Here is a 16,917-nt window from a genome sequence, read left to right on the forward strand (position 1 = left end):
TATGCCCTATCGATCAGACCTATGTCCCTATGAGCCAGCCCCCCCTGCACGTCATCGTTCTCGCCGCCGGTGAAGGCAAGCGCATGAAGTCCAAGCGGGCCAAAGTGCTGATGCCCCTGGCAGGGAGGCCGCTCTTGGCGCATGTGTTGGCCACGGCGCGTACCTTGCAACCGGAGGCGATCCATGTCGTCTATGGCTTCCTGGGTGACCAGGTGTTGGCAGCCTTCGACAACCAGCCAGGCTTGCGATGGACCTTGCAGGCCGAACAGCTCGGCACGGGGCATGCGGTAGGACAGGCGCTGAAAAATGTCCCTGACCATGCGCGCGTACTGGTGCTCTACGGTGATGTGCCGCTGACCCGCACCGAAACGCTGCAACGTCTGGTGCAGACGGAAAGCAGTCTGTCCATGCTCGCAACCCGTGTAGCGAATCCGCACGGTTACGGTCGCGTGCTGCGGGATGGCAACGGATATGTCCGCGCAGTCGTAGAAGAAAAGGATGCGGACGACACGCAGCGCGCCATCAACTTGATCAACACCGGCATCCTGTCTGCCGAAGTGGAATCACTCAAGCGATGGACCGCAAAACTCGACCGCAATAACGCACAAGGCGAGTATTACCTGACCGATGTCTTTCAAATGGCGGCCGCCGAAAGCCGTGCGGCGCTATGCGTTGAATGTGAAGATGCAATGGAGGCTGCGGGCGCCAACACGCCATGGCAGCTCACCGAGCTGGAGGATGCTTATCGCCAGCGTGCCGTGCGCGCGCTGGCGCAAGAAGGCGTGCGCGTTGCCGATCCCCGGCGCGTGGATGTGCGTGGCACGGTCCGGGCGGGGCGTGATGTGGATATCGACATCGACGTCATTCTTGAGGGTGATGTACTGCTTGGCGATGACGTACGCATTGGGCCTTATTCACGGCTCAAGGACGTGCAACTGGCGGCAGGCACTGTGATCCATGCACATTGTGATCTGGAAGGTGTGGTTACCCATGGTCCATGTCTCATCGGGCCCTTCGCACGCTTGCGCCCGGGTACAGAGCTTGCGTCCGGCGTGCACGTCGGCAATTTCGTCGAAACCAAAAAGACGCGCATCGGCGAGGGCAGCAAGGCCAATCATCTGACTTATCTTGGCGACACGGTAATTGGGCGTCACGTCAATGTCGGTGCGGGCACCATCACCTGCAATTACGATGGTGTGAACAAGTTCATCACGACGATCGAGGATGGTGCCTTTATCGGATCGAACAGTGCATTGGTCGCACCTGTCACCGTGGGTTCCGAAGCAACCATCGGCGCAGGCTCCGTGATCACGAAAGATGCACCGGCCGGTGAACTGACCGTTGCCCGTGGCCGGCAAACTACTCTTGCGAGCTGGAAGCGACCCAAAAAGAAATAGTTGCATCCAGGCTCAACAATCCTCGCTTGGAAAGCACCACCGTTCAGGCGAAACGCCAGCCGTCGATCTCCACCAGCAGCTCGCGACGGCACACATCGCCGTGCATCAACAGCACCGGTACGCCAGGCAAACGCTGCTGCAAAATCTCGCGCACGCGAGGTGCATCGGTGGGATGACGCACATAGGCTTTCAAAGGAGAGTGCGTATCGAAACCGGCCGGCATGTCTGCCTTGGCGAGCAAGGCCTCAAGATTGGTCAGCGTTTCGTTGAGCTGTGCGTCAAGATCGCCTTCATGCGCCGAAGCATGGCCCACGACCGCGGCGGTGCCGGAGATCGCCAGCGTATCCCGTGCAGGCATCAACATACCCCGCGCAAAGCCCGGCGAGGTTCTACCGTACTGGCGGGGATAGCGCCACGCGCTGACCTGGCGTGGATTTTCTACGGCGACGCCTTGCTCGACGCAGGCGAGCAGATACACCTGCAACAGGTGTTGGCGGCCGTGGTGACCGATGGCGGTCGCTGCGGGGAAACCCTCGGCAAAAAAATCTTCCAGACCGGCGGCGCGTCCATCGCAAAAGTGCTTGTAACGTTCGGTATCACCATCCCCCTGGTTGATGTCGCCAATGTAATTCCAGACCCGTAGCACACTGCTTTCACTGCGGCTGCGCATGAATCGTCGCAGCTCGGCATAAGCGTGACACGCGGCGGTGGCGATGCCTCCGGCTTGTGCCTCGTCAACTTCAATGGCGGCATACAGCCAGCCACCGCCAGCCGACCACCGCACGGTGTCCTGCCAACCGTGAACGACGTGGGCATCCACCTGCCACACTTCCAGCGGTACCGGCGCGTCAAAACCTTCCAGGGCCAAGCGGAACCAGCGCGGGTCTTCGCTATCCGGCGCACCGGCGCCAAAACCGAATGCTGCCAAAGTGCCCGATTCGGCCAAAACTGCCTTGGGTGCGACCATCCGGTACGTAATGCGGGGAGTGCGAAGCGGACCGGGATTGGCCTGCAGGTTTTCGCTTGCCTGAGTCATGGTGACAACCAGAACGATCGACCCCCTATGTTACACTGGCCGGCCATCCAGCCCGCCTGGCAGCGCCTTTGGAGTTCCGAAACACGCATGCCCTCGCAGACCGCCGCCGAACACGAACTGGCTATCCTGATCGTGGAAGCCCTCAACCTTGAGACCATCGAACCTGCGCAGATCGACCCTCAAGCGCCGTTGTTCGGTGGAGACCTGGGGCTGGATTCGATCGACGCGCTGGAAATCGCCCTGGCTGTTTCCAAACGCTATGGTTTGCAATTGCGCTCGGATCATCCGGACAACCAGCACATCTTCAGCAGCTTGCGGGCACTTTCCGAACATATTCAACGCGAGCGAACGATTTGAAGTCGCTTGGGCGGCGCTTCCATTAAGCGCCCTGACAGGTCAAACCCGCATCATCGGGCTGATTCCCCAGCAGCGACTTTCACATGGATCAGCGCAACGTAAGCGACGCCATGTACCAAACGACGTTCCACATAGCGCCAAGCCATCCGTGCCTGCCAGGGCACTTTCCGGATCATCCTGTCGTACCTGGCGTACTGTTGCTTGAGCAGGTCGCAAACGGTCTGCGTGCATGGCGCGACCAGCGTATGGTGCGTGTGCGCGAAGCGAAGTTTCTGGCGCCGCTTCAGCCCGATGAATCCGTGGAGCTCAGGTTGATGCAAATCTCCGGCTGCGTTCGTTTTGAAATGCGCCGGAAAGATCAGCTCATTGCACGCGGTATCGTCGAGGGGGCGTCATGAGCGGCCATTGGCAGAATCAGCGTGAGGGCGGCAATCGATTCTGGCTGGGCGTGCTGGTCGCTGCTGCCTTGCGCTTCGGTCGTGGCTTCATGCGGTTCTGCCTGTATCCGATCACGTTGTACTACCTCTTGCGGCGGAGCGATGAGCGCCGCGCTTCACGCGAATACCTTACGCGTGTATTCGGGCGCCCTGCGAGTACGGGACAGGTATTCAGGCATATCTATTTTTTTGCAGCGACTCTGCTGGACCGGATCTATCTGCTCGCACATGGCGAGCGCGATTTCGAGATCGAAGTCAGTGGGATCGAACAGCTTCAGCACTACCTGACGGAAGGGCGTGGCGTATTGCTGGTGGGGTCACACCAGGGAAGCTTCGAAGTATTGCGCACGCTCGCGGCGCGCTGCCCGACTGCACCGTTGCGCGTTCTGCTCGATAAACAAAAAACCCCAGCGATGACCGAGCTGCTGGAAGCCCTGGCTCCGGAAGTAGGGGCGGCCGTGATCGATGTTTCGCGGGGCGGTGCGGGAGTGACCTTGGCGATGGCGGAAACCTGCCAGGCTGGCGGCATGGTCGCCTTGCTGGCTGATCGAGGGCGTTCGCACGAAACACTGCATCGCGTCGATTTCCTTGGCCATCCCGCACCGTTTCCGATCGGGCCGTGGCTGCTGGCGAACACGTTGCAAGTGCCGGTCATGCTGTGCTTCGGACTGTATCGCGGCGGCCGTCGCTATGCGCTGAATTTCGAGCCTTTCATGGAGCGCGTCGAGATTCCACGTGATGCACGCCATCAGGCCTTGGACGATATCCTCCAGCGCTACGCACAGCGCCTGGAGCATTACGCGCGGCTGGAGCCGTACAACTGGTTCAATTTCTACGATTTCTGGCAGCAGGAAATCACCCCGGTGCAGGAACCGGTCCGCCGGGCGATGCGGGAGGCTTGAGTTGCTGACAGCGCGAGCCTGGGCCAACTTGATTCCGCACGCAGGTGCGATGGCCTTGCTCGATGCAGTCATCGAGTGGGACGCGCTCACCATCCATGCTATCGGCGAGCGACATGAGTTATCCAATCATCCATTAATCAGTCACAACGGGTTGCACGCCGTGCATCTGGCCGAATACGGGGCACAAGCTGCAGCTGTGCATGGTGCCTTGCTGACGCATGCGCGTGATGATGCACGCAGGCGATCGGGGCGGCTGGTAAGTCTGCGTGATGTGCAGCTCGCCGTTGAATACATCGATATGGCGCATGGACGGCTAGACGTCCATGCTGAATGCGTCGCCGCCGATGAATATGGCGCAAACTATGCCTTCGAGGTTGGGCAGCGTGACCGGGTTCTGGCTTCGGGTCGCGTCATGGTGATGTACACGGCGGTGTGACGCCTCTTCGTTCCATGTCGTCAGGTAGCGCGACGCGAGTAGGTGTCGTCGACGACCAAGGGTGCCGCCCGTGAGCGGGTGTAGCTCGCCCAGACTTTGCCATAGTGAAAGACTCTCCCGGCGGTATAAAACGTGATGCGCGCGATATCGCGCACCGGGCTGAAATGACTCAGGCGAAAGGCTCCTTCATAGCGCGAGGCAATTGGTACAGACACTATACCGAGTCCCTTTTCGCGCGATGCGGCAATCAGTACAGCCGCTTCGAATACGAAGTTTTGGGCGTTCAGCTCCACCAGGTCGAAGGCGCTGCGCGGATACCAGCGCTGGCCGCTCTGGGTATCGGCCACCGGCTGCGCGCAAGCCCATGAGATACCCCAATCAGCAAGGGCGTTGGCGCGGCGGCGTCCCTTGGGTTGCTGCTCGCGTTGCAAGAGTCGGGCACCAATTACGATGTGATCGGGAAAGCGCCGACCTACGTCGACCAGGCGCGGAATATCTTCGGCAGCATGTTGTCCATCGCCATCCATGGTCACCACCGCGTCAAAACCTTGTCGAAGTGCCTCCCGGAACCCAGTGCGCAGCGCTTCGCCTTTGCCTTGGCGATGAGTGTGGCGCAGTAGCGTGACCGGTAATGCGCTGACGATGTCAGGTGTGCGATCGTCGGAGCCATCGTCAATGACGATGACGGGCACGCCGAGTTTTAATACCGACCTCACGACCGTGCCAATCGCTTTTTCTTCATTCAGGCATGGGATCAGCACGCACCAACGCAATGCATCGCTCATGCGGGAACCTCCAGTTGCACCTGCAACCCAAGCCGTTCGGACGCTGCGATCACGCATTCACCTGTGCCGCGAGCCAGCATAGCCAGTAATGGCAAACAAGCCGCTGAAGGGTTGTGGTGCATCCAGGTTGTGCACATCGCCGGTAACGGGGGATGTCGGGAAGGAGCATGCAGGGGATTGAGGCGCAATCCCATACCTATGTCGTGATCCGGTGATAAGACCAGTGCGCAACCCAGCGTGAGCTTGCACCCGGTCAGGTCGCCCAATGGCCCCGCGCCTGCGGTGTCGCTGCAAACCAACAACACCGGGCGTTGTTCCACGCATGCTTGGGCAGCAGCTTCAATCAGGCCGGCTCCAAAGCTTGCGCTCCCCCCGCACACGGCGCTGGATGGGGCGCGACAACGCGTTGCAATCGTCCAATAGCCCGCCGTCGCGTTATGGACGGAATTGTGGAAGCGTGTCGGTGAAAATTCAGTAGCGGCTTGGGCCAGGATACGGCACATGTAATCGGTGGTCGCCTGATCGCCATAGGCCGAGGCGAACACGCAAGCCAGACTATCAGGCGCGTGCCGACTCATATTCACGGCTTGCTGCGCTACCTCGACGGCGACCAAGACACTTTCTGGCGCGCGCCGTCGTTCATGGGGTGACAAGATCGATGCATGCGGACGGTGCATCGGTGTACCGGGTTCCTCGCCAGCAAGAAGGCGGCAAAAAGCATCGAAATTTGCCAGTGCGGGCGACCACAGGCCGATTCCTTCGACGGAAACGCGCCACGGATTCATGCTTGAATCCTCTCCGGCGCGTAGGAAAACACCAGGCAGGTATTGCTGCCGCCAAACCCGAAGGAGTGACTAAGCGCTACGCGCAGCGATTGCGCTTCGTTGTGCCATGCAAAGTGTGCCGAGCAGGCCGGGTCGGGGGTCATGACGCCTGCGTTGCACGGCACGAAGCCTTCCTGCAAGGCAAGACATGCGATGGCGGCTTCCAAAATACCTGCCGCACCGAGCGTATGCCCGGTCAGTCCCTTGGTGGAACTGACGCGTGTCGTGGAGGGAAACAGACGAGCGACCAGCGCCATTTCCATCGCATCGTTCTTCTGGCTCGCAGTACCATGCAGGTTGATGTAGTCCACCTCTGCCGCCGTGATGCCTGCGCGCAGCAGCGCCTCGCGCAACGCGAGTTCCGCACCGGCTCCATCCGGATCGGGGGTGGACATGTGATGGGCATCGCTGGATTCACCATAGCCGCGCAATTGCAGCGCTGCCTGCGGGCAGGCATCCACGCGTTCCAGTAGCGCAAAACCAGCGGCTTCTCCAATCGATATGCCGCGCCGCGCCGCATCGAACGGGCGACATGGTTCGGGCGACACCAGTTCAAGCGCATTGAAGCCATACAGCACGCTGTAGCAAAGCGAATCGACGCCACCCACTATTGCGGCGTCGACCACTCCAAGCCGGATAAGGCGCTCTGCGCTCGCGAAGACTTTCGCACTGGAGGAGCACGCGGTGGAAATGGTCAGGCAGGGCCCGCCGATAGCCAGCGCGGCCGCCACGAATGCCGTGAGCGAATGCGGCGTGTGGAGATGGGTCTGACGCAGGTCTGCTCGAAATTGCCCGTCACTGTCCAGATGACGATAGGCCTCTTCGGTAGCACCTATGCTGGCGGTCGAGGTGCCTAGGAGAAGTGCGATGCGATCGTTCCCATAGCGTTGGCATGCCGCCTTTACACGATCAAGAAAACCATCTTGATTGAGTCCAAGCCAGGCAAGCCGATTGTTGCGACAGTCCCACGATGCATATTCGGCAGGCAGCGATACCGTTTCCAGATCATCGACGCGTCCGATCCAGCACGGCAACGGTGTGTCCCCGAAGTCGTTGATGCGCAGGCCGCTGCGCTGTTCGCGCAAGGCAGTCAGGTGATCGATCAGGCCAGGCCCCAGTGCGGATGTCACAGTAAAGGCCGATAGGGCGAGCGGGAGGGTTGTCACACGCATGTCATGAGCCTAGCGACGGCTCAGGAGCTTGCCTAGGGCCAGGGAGAATCCTGGTGGCCGCCGTTCACGCTGTCGCATCGCGTCAATCTGCGTGATGCCTTGCTAAGCTTCAGGGGTGATCCGTAACAGGAAAAATGATGAGCAGCCAGCAAGTGGAAAGTGTTGAGCATTTCTTGCGCGATTTGCAGGATCGGATCTGCCGTGCGGTCGAGCAGGTGGACGGCCATGCCCGATTCGTCGAAGACGCCTGGACGCGTGCCGCGGGCGGCGGCGGTCGCACGCGAGTGCTCAGTGAAGGCGCCGTGTTTGAGCAGGCCGGAGTCAATTTCTCGCTGGTGTACGGCGATAAGCTGCCGCCTGCCGCCACCACCCACCGACCGCAGTTGACGGGTGGCAGTTTCGTGGCGACTGGCGTATCGCTCGTGCTGCATCCACGCAATCCCTATGCGCCGACCACGCATGCCAACGTTCGCTACTTCGAGGCAAGCAAGGAAGGTGTCGAACCAGCGTGGTGGTTTGGCGGAGGTTTCGATCTCACGCCGTTCTATCCCTTCGACGAAGACGTGCTGCACTGGCACACCGTCGCCCGAGACCTATGCGCACCTTATGGCGATGATGTCTATCCGCGTTATAAAAAGCGGTGCGATGAATACTTCTATCTGAAGCATCGCGGTGAAACACGTGGCGTGGGTGGCTTGTTCTACGATGATCTCAGCGAAGGTGGATTTGAACGTTGCCTTGCCTTTACGCAAGCCGTGGGGCAGGGTTTCCTGGATGCCTACCTGCCCATCATTGAACGCCGTAAAGACATACCCTACGGCGAACGCGAACGCGAGTTTCAGCTATACCGACGTGGCCGCTACGTTGAATTCAATCTGATATACGACCGTGGCACCTTGTTCGGCCTGCAGTCCGGCGGTCGCACCGAGTCCATCCTGATGAGCCTGCCGCCGCGCGTGCGTTTTCAGTACGCCTACCAGCCGGAGGAAGGTTCCGCCGAGGCGCGGCTCGCCGATTACCTGAAGCCGCGCGACTGGCTATGAACGGTCGGTGGGTCAGGGCGTCGACCCGTTAAAGCGCTGCGGTGTGGCGCCTTTGACGGGGCCGATCTGCGCCGTGTTGCTGACTTGGAGTACCACGTCACGATCAAACTCCAGCGTACCGCGCACGATCGCGTGTGGTCCGATCACGATATGCGGGGGCCGGTTGAATCCACCCCATCCATGTTGCTCGTTGACGAGGATGCCGCCATCCACGCGGGAGTTTTCCCCAACATGAATGTCGCCACTGGTGGTCTCGATGCGACCGCCCACGTGCGCATGATCAAGCGTGATGGCGCCGTTGACGTTGGCAACGCCGCCCGTTACATCCGCGCCGGGATCCAGCGAAATGCCACCATTGGTGCTTTGTACAGCCCCGCGTACCTGGCTGTCGCTGCCGAGGGTAATGGCACCGTTGACCGTGTGCAGCGCGTTGGCTTGCGCTTTCGGGCCAAGGTGGACCGAACCGTTCACCGTGCTGGCGTCTTCCACCACCGCGCCATCGCCGATATCGACCGAGCCTTTGACACTATGCACGTCACCAACATGTTGGCCGGAAGACACCGATACCGTGCCATTGACCTTCTCAATGTCCTGAGCCGTTGCCGCCAGGGGCAAAAGCATTACAAAGATCAGTGCTGCAAGACGCATGGGAAACTCCTGACAGGGATAGTTGCCGATTGGATGCGCGAATGCGCGCCACGGTTTAGCGTGACTTTCGGCAGGGCTGGGAATTGACGGAGTTAGGCATGGGCTTCACCATTCGCTCATTGCCTCGCTCATCCACCCGAAACGACTATGCATAAGCTCGTACTCATCCGTCACGGCCAATCGCAATGGAATCTGGAAAATCGCTTCAGCGGCTGGGCTGATGTCGACATCACCGAGCAGGGCGCGGCAGAAGCACGCGAAGCGGGCCGACTGCTGGTGCAGGAGGGATATCACTTCGATGTCGCGCATACATCCGTGCTCAAGCGCGCCGTTCGTACGCTATGGCATGTGCAGGATGCGATGGACTTGATGTGGATTCCGGTGTTGACCGACTGGCGCCTCAATGAGCGTCACTACGGCGGCCTCACGGGTCTCAACAAGGCGGAAACCGCAGCCAAGTATGGCGAAGAGCAGGTCAAGATCTGGCGCCGCAGCTACGACATTCCGCCGCCGTCGCTGGCACACGGGTCAAACCCCTCCTTGAGCGATCCACGCTACGCCAACCTCGATCCCAAGCTTATTCCGGACACCGAGTGCCTCAAGGACACCGTCGCCCGCGTGCTGCCGTACTGGGACGAAGTGCTGGCGCCGGCCATTCGCAGCGGTCAGCGCGTGCTGCTGGTTGCGCACGGCAATTCGATTCGCGCACTGGTGAAGTATCTCGATAACATTTCCGACCAGGACATCGTGGAATTGAACATTCCCAATGGCGTGCCGCTGGTTTATGAATTCGACGGTCAGCTGAAGCCCATGCGTCATTACTATCTCGGCGATGCCGATGCCATCGCCGCAAAGATGGCGGCCGTGGCCAACCAGGGCAAAGCCAAGTAGCCCACTCCTTGCGTATAGAAAGCTGTCCAAAAGGCGGTGCAGTCAGTTTGGGCAGCGTCTAAAAGACATGACAAGCGTCAGTCGACTGTCATAGCGGCACAAGTATGCTGTCCGCACTTCTCCAGGTACGGGACAGACACCATGGCACCGCATTTCACCATGCCGCTGGCCTTGATTCCCGTCGTCGCGTGGGTCGTATGGCGGCGTGTTCGGCGTCAATTCGGTCTGCAACCGATCCAGCGGAAACGGATGATCGGTCGCGTCGTGATCTTTGCCTTGCTGGCTGTGCTGATCGTACCTGTTGCCATGCACGACCTACGGCTGCTGTCAGGATTGGGAGGAGGGATCGTGGCAGGTGCGGCGCTCGGCCTGTTGGGTCTGCGGCTCAGTCGTTTTGAGCTGGATCCGGTAAAAGGCGATTGCTACGTACCCAACCCCTACATCGGCGCGCTGGTCACCGCCCTGTTTCTGATTCGCCTGCTATGGCGTTTTTCCATGCTCGCGCCGCAAATGCAGGACCCGACTGGCGCCACGCCGCCCATCCATGGCCCCGCCATGGGCCAGAGCCCACTGACCTTGGCCATGTTCGGTTTATTCGTGGCCTACTACATCTGCTACTTCACCGGCCTATTGATCCACCATCAGCGCGTAGTGCGCAACCGGCCAGGCCTGCCGAACTGACTCAAAGGGCGTCGTGATCCAGCTCGCCGGTGCGGATCCGGATGACCTGCTCCAAACTGCTGACGAAAATCTTGCCGTCACCGATCTTGCCGGTGCGGGCCGATTGACTGATGGCTTCCACCACGCGGTCCAGCTGGTCGTCGCTGACAGCCACTTCCAGCTTAATCTTGGGCAGGAAATCGACCACATACTCGGCGCCGCGGTAAAGTTCGGTATGGCCTTTCTGACGGCCGAATCCCTTGACCTCGGTGACCGTGATGCCTTGCACACCCGCCTCGGCCAGCGCTTCGCGGACATCGTCCAACTTGAACGGCTTGATGATCGCCACAACCAATTTCATGGATTTTCCTCGGCGGCCGACGGGCCTTGTCGCGGCTGCGAAGCATACATCCTGCCGGAAAGCAGAATGTCCCGCCTTGTAGGAAAATTCCTACAAACTCTGACGGAGCTCGCTGATGGTGCCGCTTTCCCATTTATACCTAAACTTCACGCTGACGAGTTCGAGGTGCCTACCATGATGGGGAGGCAGGATATCGACCAAATTGCCCAGCGACTTGTCTCGTTGGTACCGCCAGGGATGGTAGACGCGCACAAGGATTTGCGCGCTAATTTTCACGATATCCTGGCGCAGGGACTGCGCCATCTCGAGCTGGTTACCCGAGAGGAGTTCGACGTTCAGACCCAGGTTCTGGCACGTACGCGTGCCCGGGTCGAGGAACTCGAAAAGCGCGTGGCCGAATTGGAGGCCCGCGTGCCGACTCAAGGGGCATAGCCGGTTTCGGTAGCCGTCCCCGATTCGTCACCATCACCCCAAGGAATCGGGGACGGCCGTTTTCATTGCACTTCGTTTTGCATGGAGTCGCTCGATGGACCGCTCAATCGACTCCTGCCATATGGGTCGCCCCGTTTCCTCATGAGCCTGGCCGTCACGCTAAGTCGGGCCCAGGAGGGTGTCGCCGCGCCGCAGGTCATGGTGGAAGTACACCTGTCCGGCGGTCTGCCGGGCACCAGCATTGTCGGCCTGCCGGAAGCGGCGGTACGCGAAGCGCGCGACCGCGTGCGCGTGGCGATCCAGAGCGCCGCCTTTGAATACCCCAACCGCAAGGTGACCGTGAACCTGGCGCCCGCCGAATTACCCAAGGACGGCGGCCGTTTCGATCTGGCGATCGCACTTGGCATTCTCGCCGCCGGTAATCAGGTCCCCCGCGAAAAGCTCGACGATTGCGAATTCCTAGGTGAACTAGCCCTTTCCGGACAATTGCGCCCGGTTTCCGGCGTGTTGCCAGCGCTCCTGCGAGCCCGCGCAAGGGGGCGCCGTGTGATCGTCCCGCGTGCCAATGCCGAGGAAGCGGCGCTCATTTCCGAAGTCGACGTACGCGTCGCTGACACGCTTTCCGATGTGTGCGGCTGGTTGCGCGGGTCCCAGGAATTGCAGCCGCCCATGTCGACCTTGACCTTGGGCGCCGACGATACAGGCCCCGATCTGATCGACGTGCGCGGACAGCTGCAGGCACGGCGCGCACTGGAGATCGCGGCCGTCGGTGGCCATCACTTGTTGCTGATCGGGCCGCCAGGCACCGGCAAGACCATGCTTGCGGAACGCCTGCCCGGTATCCTTCCGCCCCTGTCCGAATCCGAAGCGCTGGAAACCTGCGCGATCATGTCTGTGGCAGGCCAAGCCGTCGACCCGGCGCAGTGGCGTCGCCGTCCGTTCCGTGCCCCGCATCACACGGCCTCTGCCGTGGCCCTGGTGGGCGGGGGATCACAACCGCGACCGGGTGAGATCTCTCTTGCGCACAACGGCGTGCTGTTCCTCGACGAACTTCCCGAATTCAATCGCCATGTGCTGGAAGTGCTGCGCGAACCCATGGAGTCGGGCCAGATCCTGATTTCGCGCGCAGCCCGCCAATTGAACTTTCCTGCGCAGTTCCAGCTTGTCGCCGCCATGAACCCGTGCCCATGCGGTTACGCCGGGGACACGCGCCAACGCTGCCGCTGCACACCTGATCAAGTGCAGCGCTATCGTGCACGCATCTCCGGTCCGCTGCTCGATCGCATCGACCTTTGCGTCGACGTGCCCGGCATGCCGCTCTCCGAACTGAGCACGCCGCGAACCACACACGCCGAAGACTCCGCCACCGTGCGCAAGCGCGTCATCCGTGCACGTCACCATGCACTCTCCCGCGCGGGGCGCCCCAATGCCGAAATCAGCACCCGTGAGCTGGAGCGCGACTGCGCCGTCGGCCCGGCCGAGCGCAAATGGTTCGACGCTGCCTTGGAGCGGCTGGGACTCTCCGCGCGCGCCTATCACCGTACTTTGCGCGTTGCGCGCACCATCGCCGATCTCGATAACGGGGTAGCTGCGCTGGAGCGTCACCATCTCGCCGAAGCCCTGCAATACCGGCGCCTTTCTCTCCTCTCGGATTAGACATAAGCCCGGCTATGCTTCATCAACGCGGCAATTCCGGATGGCCGCAAGAGGCGCATGCATGAGTATCGAACTCGGCCTGATGCTGACCGGCATGCTGGCCATTGGCTTCTTTGCGCAGTGGCTCGCCTGGCGGGTGAAACTCCCGGCCATCCTGTTTCTACTGCTCGCCGGCATTCTCTTGGGGCCGGTGTTTGGCGTATTGAATCCCGACAAGCTGCTCGGTCCGCTGCTGTTCCCCGTCGTATCCCTGGCTGTGGCGCTTATCCTGTTTGAAGGCAGCCTCACGCTGCGTTTCCACGAACTGGTCGGCATCGGCCACGTCGTGCGCGGCTTGGTGAGCTACGGCGCCATCATCGCGTTACTGCTGCTCGCCGTGGCAGCGCATTACTTCGCCGGTTTGCGCTGGGATATCGCCTTGCTGTTCGGCGCACTGACCTGCGTCACCGGCCCCACCGTCATCGTGCCGATGCTGCGGACGCTGCGGCCCAATGAGCGCATCGCCAATACATTGCGCTGGGAAGGCATCGTGATCGATCCGCTTGGCGCGCTGTTTGCCGTGCTGATCTACGAGGCCATCGTGTCTCGCCATCAAGGGCACGCCATCGGCGTCTTCTTTTCTACCGTCGTCATCGGTGCGGTAAGCGGCGGCGCTGCGGCACTGATCCTGGCATTCCTGCTGCGTCGCCAACTCATTCCCGAATACCTGCAAAACTTCGGTGCACTCGCCATCGTGTTGTTGTCCTTCACGCTCAGCAATCAACTGGCGCACGATTCCGGTCTGCTCACCGTCACCATCATGGGTATTGCACTCGGCAACATGCGCGACGTGCACATTGATGACATCCTCGACTTCAAAGAGCACCTCACGGTGCTGCTGGTGTCCACGCTGTTCATCCTGCTGGCTGCACGTCTGAGCTGGCCCTTGCCATCCGGCATGCTATGGGCGGGTATCGCAATCTTTCTGGTGGCGCAATGCGTGGTGCGCCCTGTCTCCGTCATCGCATCCAGCATCGGTAGCGGCCTGTCGTGGCGCGAATGCGCATTGATTTCCTGGGTGGCCCCGCGCGGCATCGTTGCCGCCTCTGTATCGGCCTTGTTTTCCTTGCGCCTCGCGCGTCTTGGCATCACCGGCAGTGAAGCGCTCGTGCCACTCGTATTCATCCTGATCATCGGCACCGTCGTCCTGCAAAGCGCTACGGCGCGTCCACTCGCAAAATGGTTGAAAGTGGCGGAGCCCGAGCCGCGCGGGGTACTGATTTTCGGTTCCGATGTCGTAGCACGCGTCATCGGCAAAGCCCTGCACGATGCCGGCTTCCGGGTACTGCTTGCCGATGACGACTGGGATGGCATCCGTCGCGCACGCATGGAAGGACTTGCCACGTTCTACGGCAATCCCGCATCGGCCCACGCTGACCGTCATCTTGACCTCACCGGCATCGGTCAGATGTTCGGTCTTTCCACCCATCGCGACCGCAATTCGCTTGCCTGCCTGCACTACCAGCAGGAATTTGGCCGCGACAACGTCTATCGCTTGCGTAATCTGGCACCCGAAGAACGCAATCGCCGCACTGCGCTCAATGAACGCCTGCTGGTGCCGGCTCTGTTCGAAAGCACCATGATCCACACACGCTTCGCCGAAATGCTCGCACGTGGCTGGCGCATCAAATCCACCGGTCTCACCACGACTTTCGACTGGCCGCACTTCATCGAGCAATACGGCTCCACCTCACTTCTGCTTTTCGGCATCGATGAAAAAGAAACGCTACGCGTCGCAACAGAAAAGCGCGAACTCGACCCGCGACCGGACTGGACAGTGATCGTGTTGGTCCCGCCCGATGCCGCAGCAGAAACCTGATGCATCTGCCGGCATTTATGCGAGCCGGCTTGAATGTCAACCTCTTCACCGTTGCGAGAAATAGCTCCCTCCCCTGCAGGCAGGGGAGGGTTGGGGTGGGGTCATCCGTTCTTTAGCGCACCGTCAACTCTCGCCAGATAGCCTCTAGCACCCCATCCGTCCGCAATAAAACATCATCATTCCAAAAGCGAAGCACCCGATAACCCGCCGCTTCGATCGCTCGTGTCCGCTCTGCGTCGTAAACAAGAGCGCTGAGGTGCTGACTGCCATCGACCTCGACTACCAGCTTCGCAGATATGCAAACAAAGTCGACGATGTAACGCTCAATCGGATACTGCCGACGGAATTTATAATCCGCCAGGTTCTTATGTCGAAGAAAACGCCATAAGTGCCGCTCTGCATCGGTGCTTGCTTGGCGCAGTCGCCGCGCACGTTTCCATTTGGTATGCATGAGGCAATTCCATTGCTTTATCGCGAGACTGTGTTACCCCACCCCGACCCTCCCCCGCAAGCAGGGGAGGGAGCGACTACTTGCGCCAGGATCAATACGTGCGCTTCTGAAAACGGATCGTATAAATGGGACAGCTCGGCGTAACACGGCGATTAGCCTCAGTGACCCCCCGAAGCTCGCATTGTCGGGATCCACTCCCTCCGTTGCGCGCGGGGTGGGGAAAGCGCCATCTCGCCCTAGATCCTCGCGCTCACAACACCATCACGCCGCCGACACGCGTTGAAACTGCGCTTCCTCCGTCGATCCCTTCAATGCGGTTGTCGACGACTGTCCCTGCTGAATCGCCTGCGTCACTGCATCGAAATAACCCGTGCCTACCTCGCGCTGATGCTTCACCGCGGTAAAGCCCCGCTCGGCTGCCGCGAATTCCTTTTCCTGCAACTCGACAAACGCACTCATCTGCCGCCGCGCATAACCATGCGCCAACTCGAACATGCCGTAATTGAGACTGTGGAAACCGGCCAGCGTGATGAACTGAAACTTGTAACCCATCGCACCCAGTTCCCTCTGAAACTTCGCAATCGTCGCGTCATCCAGATTCTTCTTCCAGTTGAAGCTTGGCGAGCAGTTGTAAGCCAGCAACTTGCCGGGAAACCTCGCATGGATCGCCTCGGCGAACAGGCGCGCCTCTTCCAGGTTCGGCCTGCTGGTTTCGCACCACACCAAATCGGCATACGACGCATACGCGAGTCCGCGGCTGATAGCCTGCTCCAATCCCGCGCGTACGCGGAAAAAGCCTTCCACCGTGCGCTCACCCGTCGTAAATGGCTGGTCGTTCGCATCGATATCGGACGTCAGCAGATCCGCCGCATCCGCATCCGTGCGTGCAACCACCAAGGTCGGCACCCCAAGCACATCCGAAGCAAGCCGCGCGGCATTCAACTTCTCAATCGCCTCGCGCGTCGGCACCAGCACCTTGCCGCCCATATGGCCACATTTCTTCACCGCGGCAAGCTGATCCTCGAAATGCACGCCCGCTGCCCCCGCCTCAATCATTGCCTTCATCAATTCAAAGGCGTTCAGTACACCACCGAAGCCTGCCTCGGCATCGGCGACAATCGGCACCATCCAATCGATGTCATCCTTACCCTCTGCGTGATGCAGCTGATCCGCGCGCAGCAGCGTGTTGTTGATGCGCTTCACTACCAATGGCACCGAATTCGCCGGATAAAGCGATTGATCCGGATACATCTCGCCCGCCACGTTCGCATCGGCGGCGACCTGCCAGCCGCTCAGGTAAATCGCCTGCAAGCCGGCCTTCACCTGCTGCATGGCCTGGTTGCCCGTCAGCGCACCCAGCGCGTTCACGAAACCGTCCTGATGCAGCGATTTCCACAAGCGTTCCGCACCACGACGTGCCAGCGAATGCTCCACCGTAACCGTGCCGCGTAAACGCACGACATCTTCCGCGCTGTAATGGCGCCGGATTCCCTCCCAACGCGGATTGTTCTTCCAGTCCAGCGCAATCTGCTCGGCCGTCGGCAAAAGTGTTTTCATGGCATCTACTCCCA

At 60.5% G+C, this 16,917-nt stretch carries 19 protein-coding genes; 11 read left to right on the forward strand and 8 right to left on the reverse strand.

Annotation, left to right across the window (positions count from 1 at the left end; all coding sequences use genetic code 11):
- Positions 1-29 precede the first annotated feature (29 nt).
- A complete protein-coding gene (gene glmU / locus AC4HNJ_RS08525; protein ID WP_490479121.1) occupies positions 30-1,397 on the forward strand; it encodes a bifunctional UDP-N-acetylglucosamine diphosphorylase/glucosamine-1-phosphate N-acetyltransferase GlmU in 1,368 nt (455 codons plus the stop codon).
- 43 nt (positions 1,398-1,440) lie between these two features.
- On the opposite strand, the gene AC4HNJ_RS08530 is transcribed toward glmU, so the two are convergent.
- Positions 1,441-2,433 (reverse strand): chorismate transformation FkbO/Hyg5 family protein, encoded by a 993-nt coding sequence (locus AC4HNJ_RS08530; RefSeq protein ID WP_490479122.1) that lies wholly within the window; start codon positions 2,431-2,433, stop codon positions 1,441-1,443.
- A gap of 87 nt (positions 2,434-2,520) precedes the next feature.
- Between AC4HNJ_RS08530 and AC4HNJ_RS08535 the strand changes: the two genes are divergently transcribed.
- The 4 genes from AC4HNJ_RS08535 to AC4HNJ_RS08550 all read left to right on the forward strand — a co-directional run bounded on the left by AC4HNJ_RS08535 (position 2,521) and on the right by AC4HNJ_RS08550 (position 4,565).
- Positions 2,521-2,790, forward strand: coding sequence for a phosphopantetheine-binding protein (locus AC4HNJ_RS08535; RefSeq protein ID WP_490479123.1), 270 nt, complete (start codon positions 2,521-2,523; stop codon positions 2,788-2,790).
- Between the two features lie 83 nt (positions 2,791-2,873).
- Positions 2,874-3,188, forward strand: coding sequence for an ApeI family dehydratase (locus tag AC4HNJ_RS08540; protein WP_490479124.1), 315 nt, complete (start codon positions 2,874-2,876; stop codon positions 3,186-3,188).
- A complete protein-coding gene (locus AC4HNJ_RS08545; RefSeq protein WP_490479125.1) occupies positions 3,185-4,129 on the forward strand; it encodes a lysophospholipid acyltransferase family protein in 945 nt (314 codons plus the stop codon). The genes AC4HNJ_RS08540 and AC4HNJ_RS08545 overlap by 4 nt, the downstream gene beginning before the upstream one ends.
- A 1-nt stretch (position 4,130) precedes the next feature.
- Positions 4,131-4,565, forward strand: a complete 435-nt coding sequence (locus tag AC4HNJ_RS08550) for a hotdog family protein (protein ID WP_490479126.1) — start codon at positions 4,131-4,133, stop codon at positions 4,563-4,565.
- 20 nt (positions 4,566-4,585) lie between these two features.
- Here AC4HNJ_RS08550 and AC4HNJ_RS08555 read toward each other — a convergent pair whose 3' ends face one another.
- From AC4HNJ_RS08555 to AC4HNJ_RS08565, 3 genes are read right to left on the reverse strand one after another with little or no spacing between them, the layout of a single operon-like run.
- Entirely contained in the window at positions 4,586-5,350 is a 765-nt protein-coding gene (locus AC4HNJ_RS08555; protein ID WP_490479127.1) for a glycosyltransferase family 2 protein, read from the reverse strand.
- A complete protein-coding gene (locus tag AC4HNJ_RS08560) occupies positions 5,347-6,135 on the reverse strand; it encodes a beta-ketoacyl synthase chain length factor (RefSeq protein WP_490479128.1) in 789 nt (262 codons plus the stop codon). Before AC4HNJ_RS08560 ends, AC4HNJ_RS08555 begins: the two co-directional genes overlap by 4 nt.
- Entirely contained in the window at positions 6,132-7,346 is a 1,215-nt protein-coding gene (locus AC4HNJ_RS08565) for a beta-ketoacyl-[acyl-carrier-protein] synthase family protein (RefSeq protein WP_490479129.1), read from the reverse strand. Before AC4HNJ_RS08565 ends, AC4HNJ_RS08560 begins: the two co-directional genes overlap by 4 nt.
- A gap of 137 nt (positions 7,347-7,483) precedes the next feature.
- On the opposite strand from AC4HNJ_RS08565, the gene hemF reads away from it, so the two are divergent.
- Positions 7,484-8,389 carry an oxygen-dependent coproporphyrinogen oxidase gene (gene hemF, locus AC4HNJ_RS08570; protein WP_490479130.1) on the forward strand — a complete coding sequence of 302 codons (906 nt, stop codon included), beginning with the start codon at positions 7,484-7,486 and terminating at the stop codon, positions 8,387-8,389.
- A 12-nt stretch (positions 8,390-8,401) separates the two neighbouring features.
- Here the strand turns inward: hemF and AC4HNJ_RS08575 are convergent, their stop codons facing one another.
- Positions 8,402-9,037, reverse strand: coding sequence for a DUF4097 family beta strand repeat-containing protein (locus AC4HNJ_RS08575; protein ID WP_490479131.1), 636 nt, complete (start codon positions 9,035-9,037; stop codon positions 8,402-8,404).
- Positions 9,038-9,184: 147 nt separating this feature from the next.
- Here AC4HNJ_RS08575 and gpmA point away from each other — a divergent pair, with 147 nt between their 5' ends.
- Entirely contained in the window at positions 9,185-9,928 is a 744-nt protein-coding gene (gpmA, locus tag AC4HNJ_RS08580; protein WP_490479132.1) for a 2,3-diphosphoglycerate-dependent phosphoglycerate mutase, read from the forward strand.
- Between the two features lie 141 nt (positions 9,929-10,069).
- Complete coding sequence (locus tag AC4HNJ_RS08585) at positions 10,070-10,609, forward strand: CcdC protein domain-containing protein (protein WP_490479133.1); 540 nt, start codon at positions 10,070-10,072, stop codon at positions 10,607-10,609.
- A gap of 1 nt (position 10,610) precedes the next feature.
- Here AC4HNJ_RS08585 and glnK read toward each other — a convergent pair whose 3' ends face one another.
- Complete coding sequence (gene glnK / locus AC4HNJ_RS08590; protein ID WP_490479134.1) at positions 10,611-10,949, reverse strand: P-II family nitrogen regulator; 339 nt, start codon at positions 10,947-10,949, stop codon at positions 10,611-10,613.
- Between the two features lie 174 nt (positions 10,950-11,123).
- On the opposite strand from glnK, the gene AC4HNJ_RS08595 reads away from it, so the two are divergent.
- The 3 genes from AC4HNJ_RS08595 to AC4HNJ_RS08605 all read left to right on the forward strand — a co-directional run bounded on the left by AC4HNJ_RS08595 (position 11,124) and on the right by AC4HNJ_RS08605 (position 14,895).
- Positions 11,124-11,381 carry an accessory factor UbiK family protein gene (locus AC4HNJ_RS08595; protein WP_490479135.1) on the forward strand — a complete coding sequence of 86 codons (258 nt, stop codon included), beginning with the start codon at positions 11,124-11,126 and terminating at the stop codon, positions 11,379-11,381.
- Positions 11,382-11,522: 141 nt separating this feature from the next.
- Positions 11,523-13,037 (forward strand): YifB family Mg chelatase-like AAA ATPase, encoded by a 1,515-nt coding sequence (locus AC4HNJ_RS08600; RefSeq protein ID WP_490479136.1) that lies wholly within the window; start codon positions 11,523-11,525, stop codon positions 13,035-13,037.
- A gap of 61 nt (positions 13,038-13,098) precedes the next feature.
- Positions 13,099-14,895 carry a cation:proton antiporter gene (locus tag AC4HNJ_RS08605; protein ID WP_490479137.1) on the forward strand — a complete coding sequence of 599 codons (1,797 nt, stop codon included), beginning with the start codon at positions 13,099-13,101 and terminating at the stop codon, positions 14,893-14,895.
- A 112-nt stretch (positions 14,896-15,007) separates the two neighbouring features.
- Here the strand turns inward: AC4HNJ_RS08605 and AC4HNJ_RS08610 are convergent, their stop codons facing one another.
- Together AC4HNJ_RS08610 and aceA are read right to left on the reverse strand one after the other, a co-directional pair.
- The gene (locus AC4HNJ_RS08610; protein WP_490479138.1) at positions 15,008-15,346 is read right to left on the reverse strand and encodes an endonuclease domain-containing protein; all 339 of its coding nucleotides are present in this window, start codon (positions 15,344-15,346) and stop codon (positions 15,008-15,010) included.
- A gap of 261 nt (positions 15,347-15,607) precedes the next feature.
- Complete coding sequence (aceA, locus tag AC4HNJ_RS08615) at positions 15,608-16,903, reverse strand: isocitrate lyase (protein WP_490479139.1); 1,296 nt, start codon at positions 16,901-16,903, stop codon at positions 15,608-15,610.
- Between the last annotated feature and the right edge of the window lie 14 nt (positions 16,904-16,917).

It is taken from the genome of Dyella sp. SYSU CM1112 (assembly GCF_058216415.1).

Excerpts from the sequence above, each read along its gene's own strand:
- glmU (WP_490479121.1), top strand. The coding sequence starts at position 30 with ATGAGCCAGCCCCCCCTGCACGTCATCGTTCTCGCCGCCGGTGAAGGC.
- AC4HNJ_RS08530 (WP_490479122.1), bottom strand. The coding sequence starts at position 2,433 with ATGACTCAGGCAAGCGAAAACCTGCAGGCCAATCCCGGTCCGCTTCGC.
- AC4HNJ_RS08535 (WP_490479123.1), top strand. The coding sequence starts at position 2,521 with ATGCCCTCGCAGACCGCCGCCGAACACGAACTGGCTATCCTGATCGTG.
- AC4HNJ_RS08540 (WP_490479124.1), top strand. The coding sequence starts at position 2,874 with ATGGATCAGCGCAACGTAAGCGACGCCATGTACCAAACGACGTTCCAC.
- AC4HNJ_RS08545 (WP_490479125.1), top strand. The coding sequence starts at position 3,185 with ATGAGCGGCCATTGGCAGAATCAGCGTGAGGGCGGCAATCGATTCTGG.
- AC4HNJ_RS08555 (WP_490479127.1), bottom strand. The coding sequence starts at position 5,350 with ATGAGCGATGCATTGCGTTGGTGCGTGCTGATCCCATGCCTGAATGAA.
- AC4HNJ_RS08560 (WP_490479128.1), bottom strand. The coding sequence starts at position 6,135 with ATGAATCCGTGGCGCGTTTCCGTCGAAGGAATCGGCCTGTGGTCGCCC.
- AC4HNJ_RS08565 (WP_490479129.1), bottom strand. The coding sequence starts at position 7,346 with ATGCGTGTGACAACCCTCCCGCTCGCCCTATCGGCCTTTACTGTGACA.
- hemF (WP_490479130.1), top strand. The coding sequence starts at position 7,484 with ATGAGCAGCCAGCAAGTGGAAAGTGTTGAGCATTTCTTGCGCGATTTG.
- AC4HNJ_RS08575 (WP_490479131.1), bottom strand. The coding sequence starts at position 9,037 with ATGCGTCTTGCAGCACTGATCTTTGTAATGCTTTTGCCCCTGGCGGCA.
- gpmA (WP_490479132.1), top strand. The coding sequence starts at position 9,185 with ATGCATAAGCTCGTACTCATCCGTCACGGCCAATCGCAATGGAATCTG.
- AC4HNJ_RS08585 (WP_490479133.1), top strand. The coding sequence starts at position 10,070 with ATGGCACCGCATTTCACCATGCCGCTGGCCTTGATTCCCGTCGTCGCG.
- glnK (WP_490479134.1), bottom strand. The coding sequence starts at position 10,949 with ATGAAATTGGTTGTGGCGATCATCAAGCCGTTCAAGTTGGACGATGTC.
- AC4HNJ_RS08595 (WP_490479135.1), top strand. The coding sequence starts at position 11,124 with ATGATGGGGAGGCAGGATATCGACCAAATTGCCCAGCGACTTGTCTCG.
- AC4HNJ_RS08600 (WP_490479136.1), top strand. The coding sequence starts at position 11,523 with ATGAGCCTGGCCGTCACGCTAAGTCGGGCCCAGGAGGGTGTCGCCGCG.
- AC4HNJ_RS08605 (WP_490479137.1), top strand. The coding sequence starts at position 13,099 with ATGAGTATCGAACTCGGCCTGATGCTGACCGGCATGCTGGCCATTGGC.
- AC4HNJ_RS08610 (WP_490479138.1), bottom strand. The coding sequence starts at position 15,346 with ATGCATACCAAATGGAAACGTGCGCGGCGACTGCGCCAAGCAAGCACC.
- aceA (WP_490479139.1), bottom strand. The coding sequence starts at position 16,903 with ATGAAAACACTTTTGCCGACGGCCGAGCAGATTGCGCTGGACTGGAAG.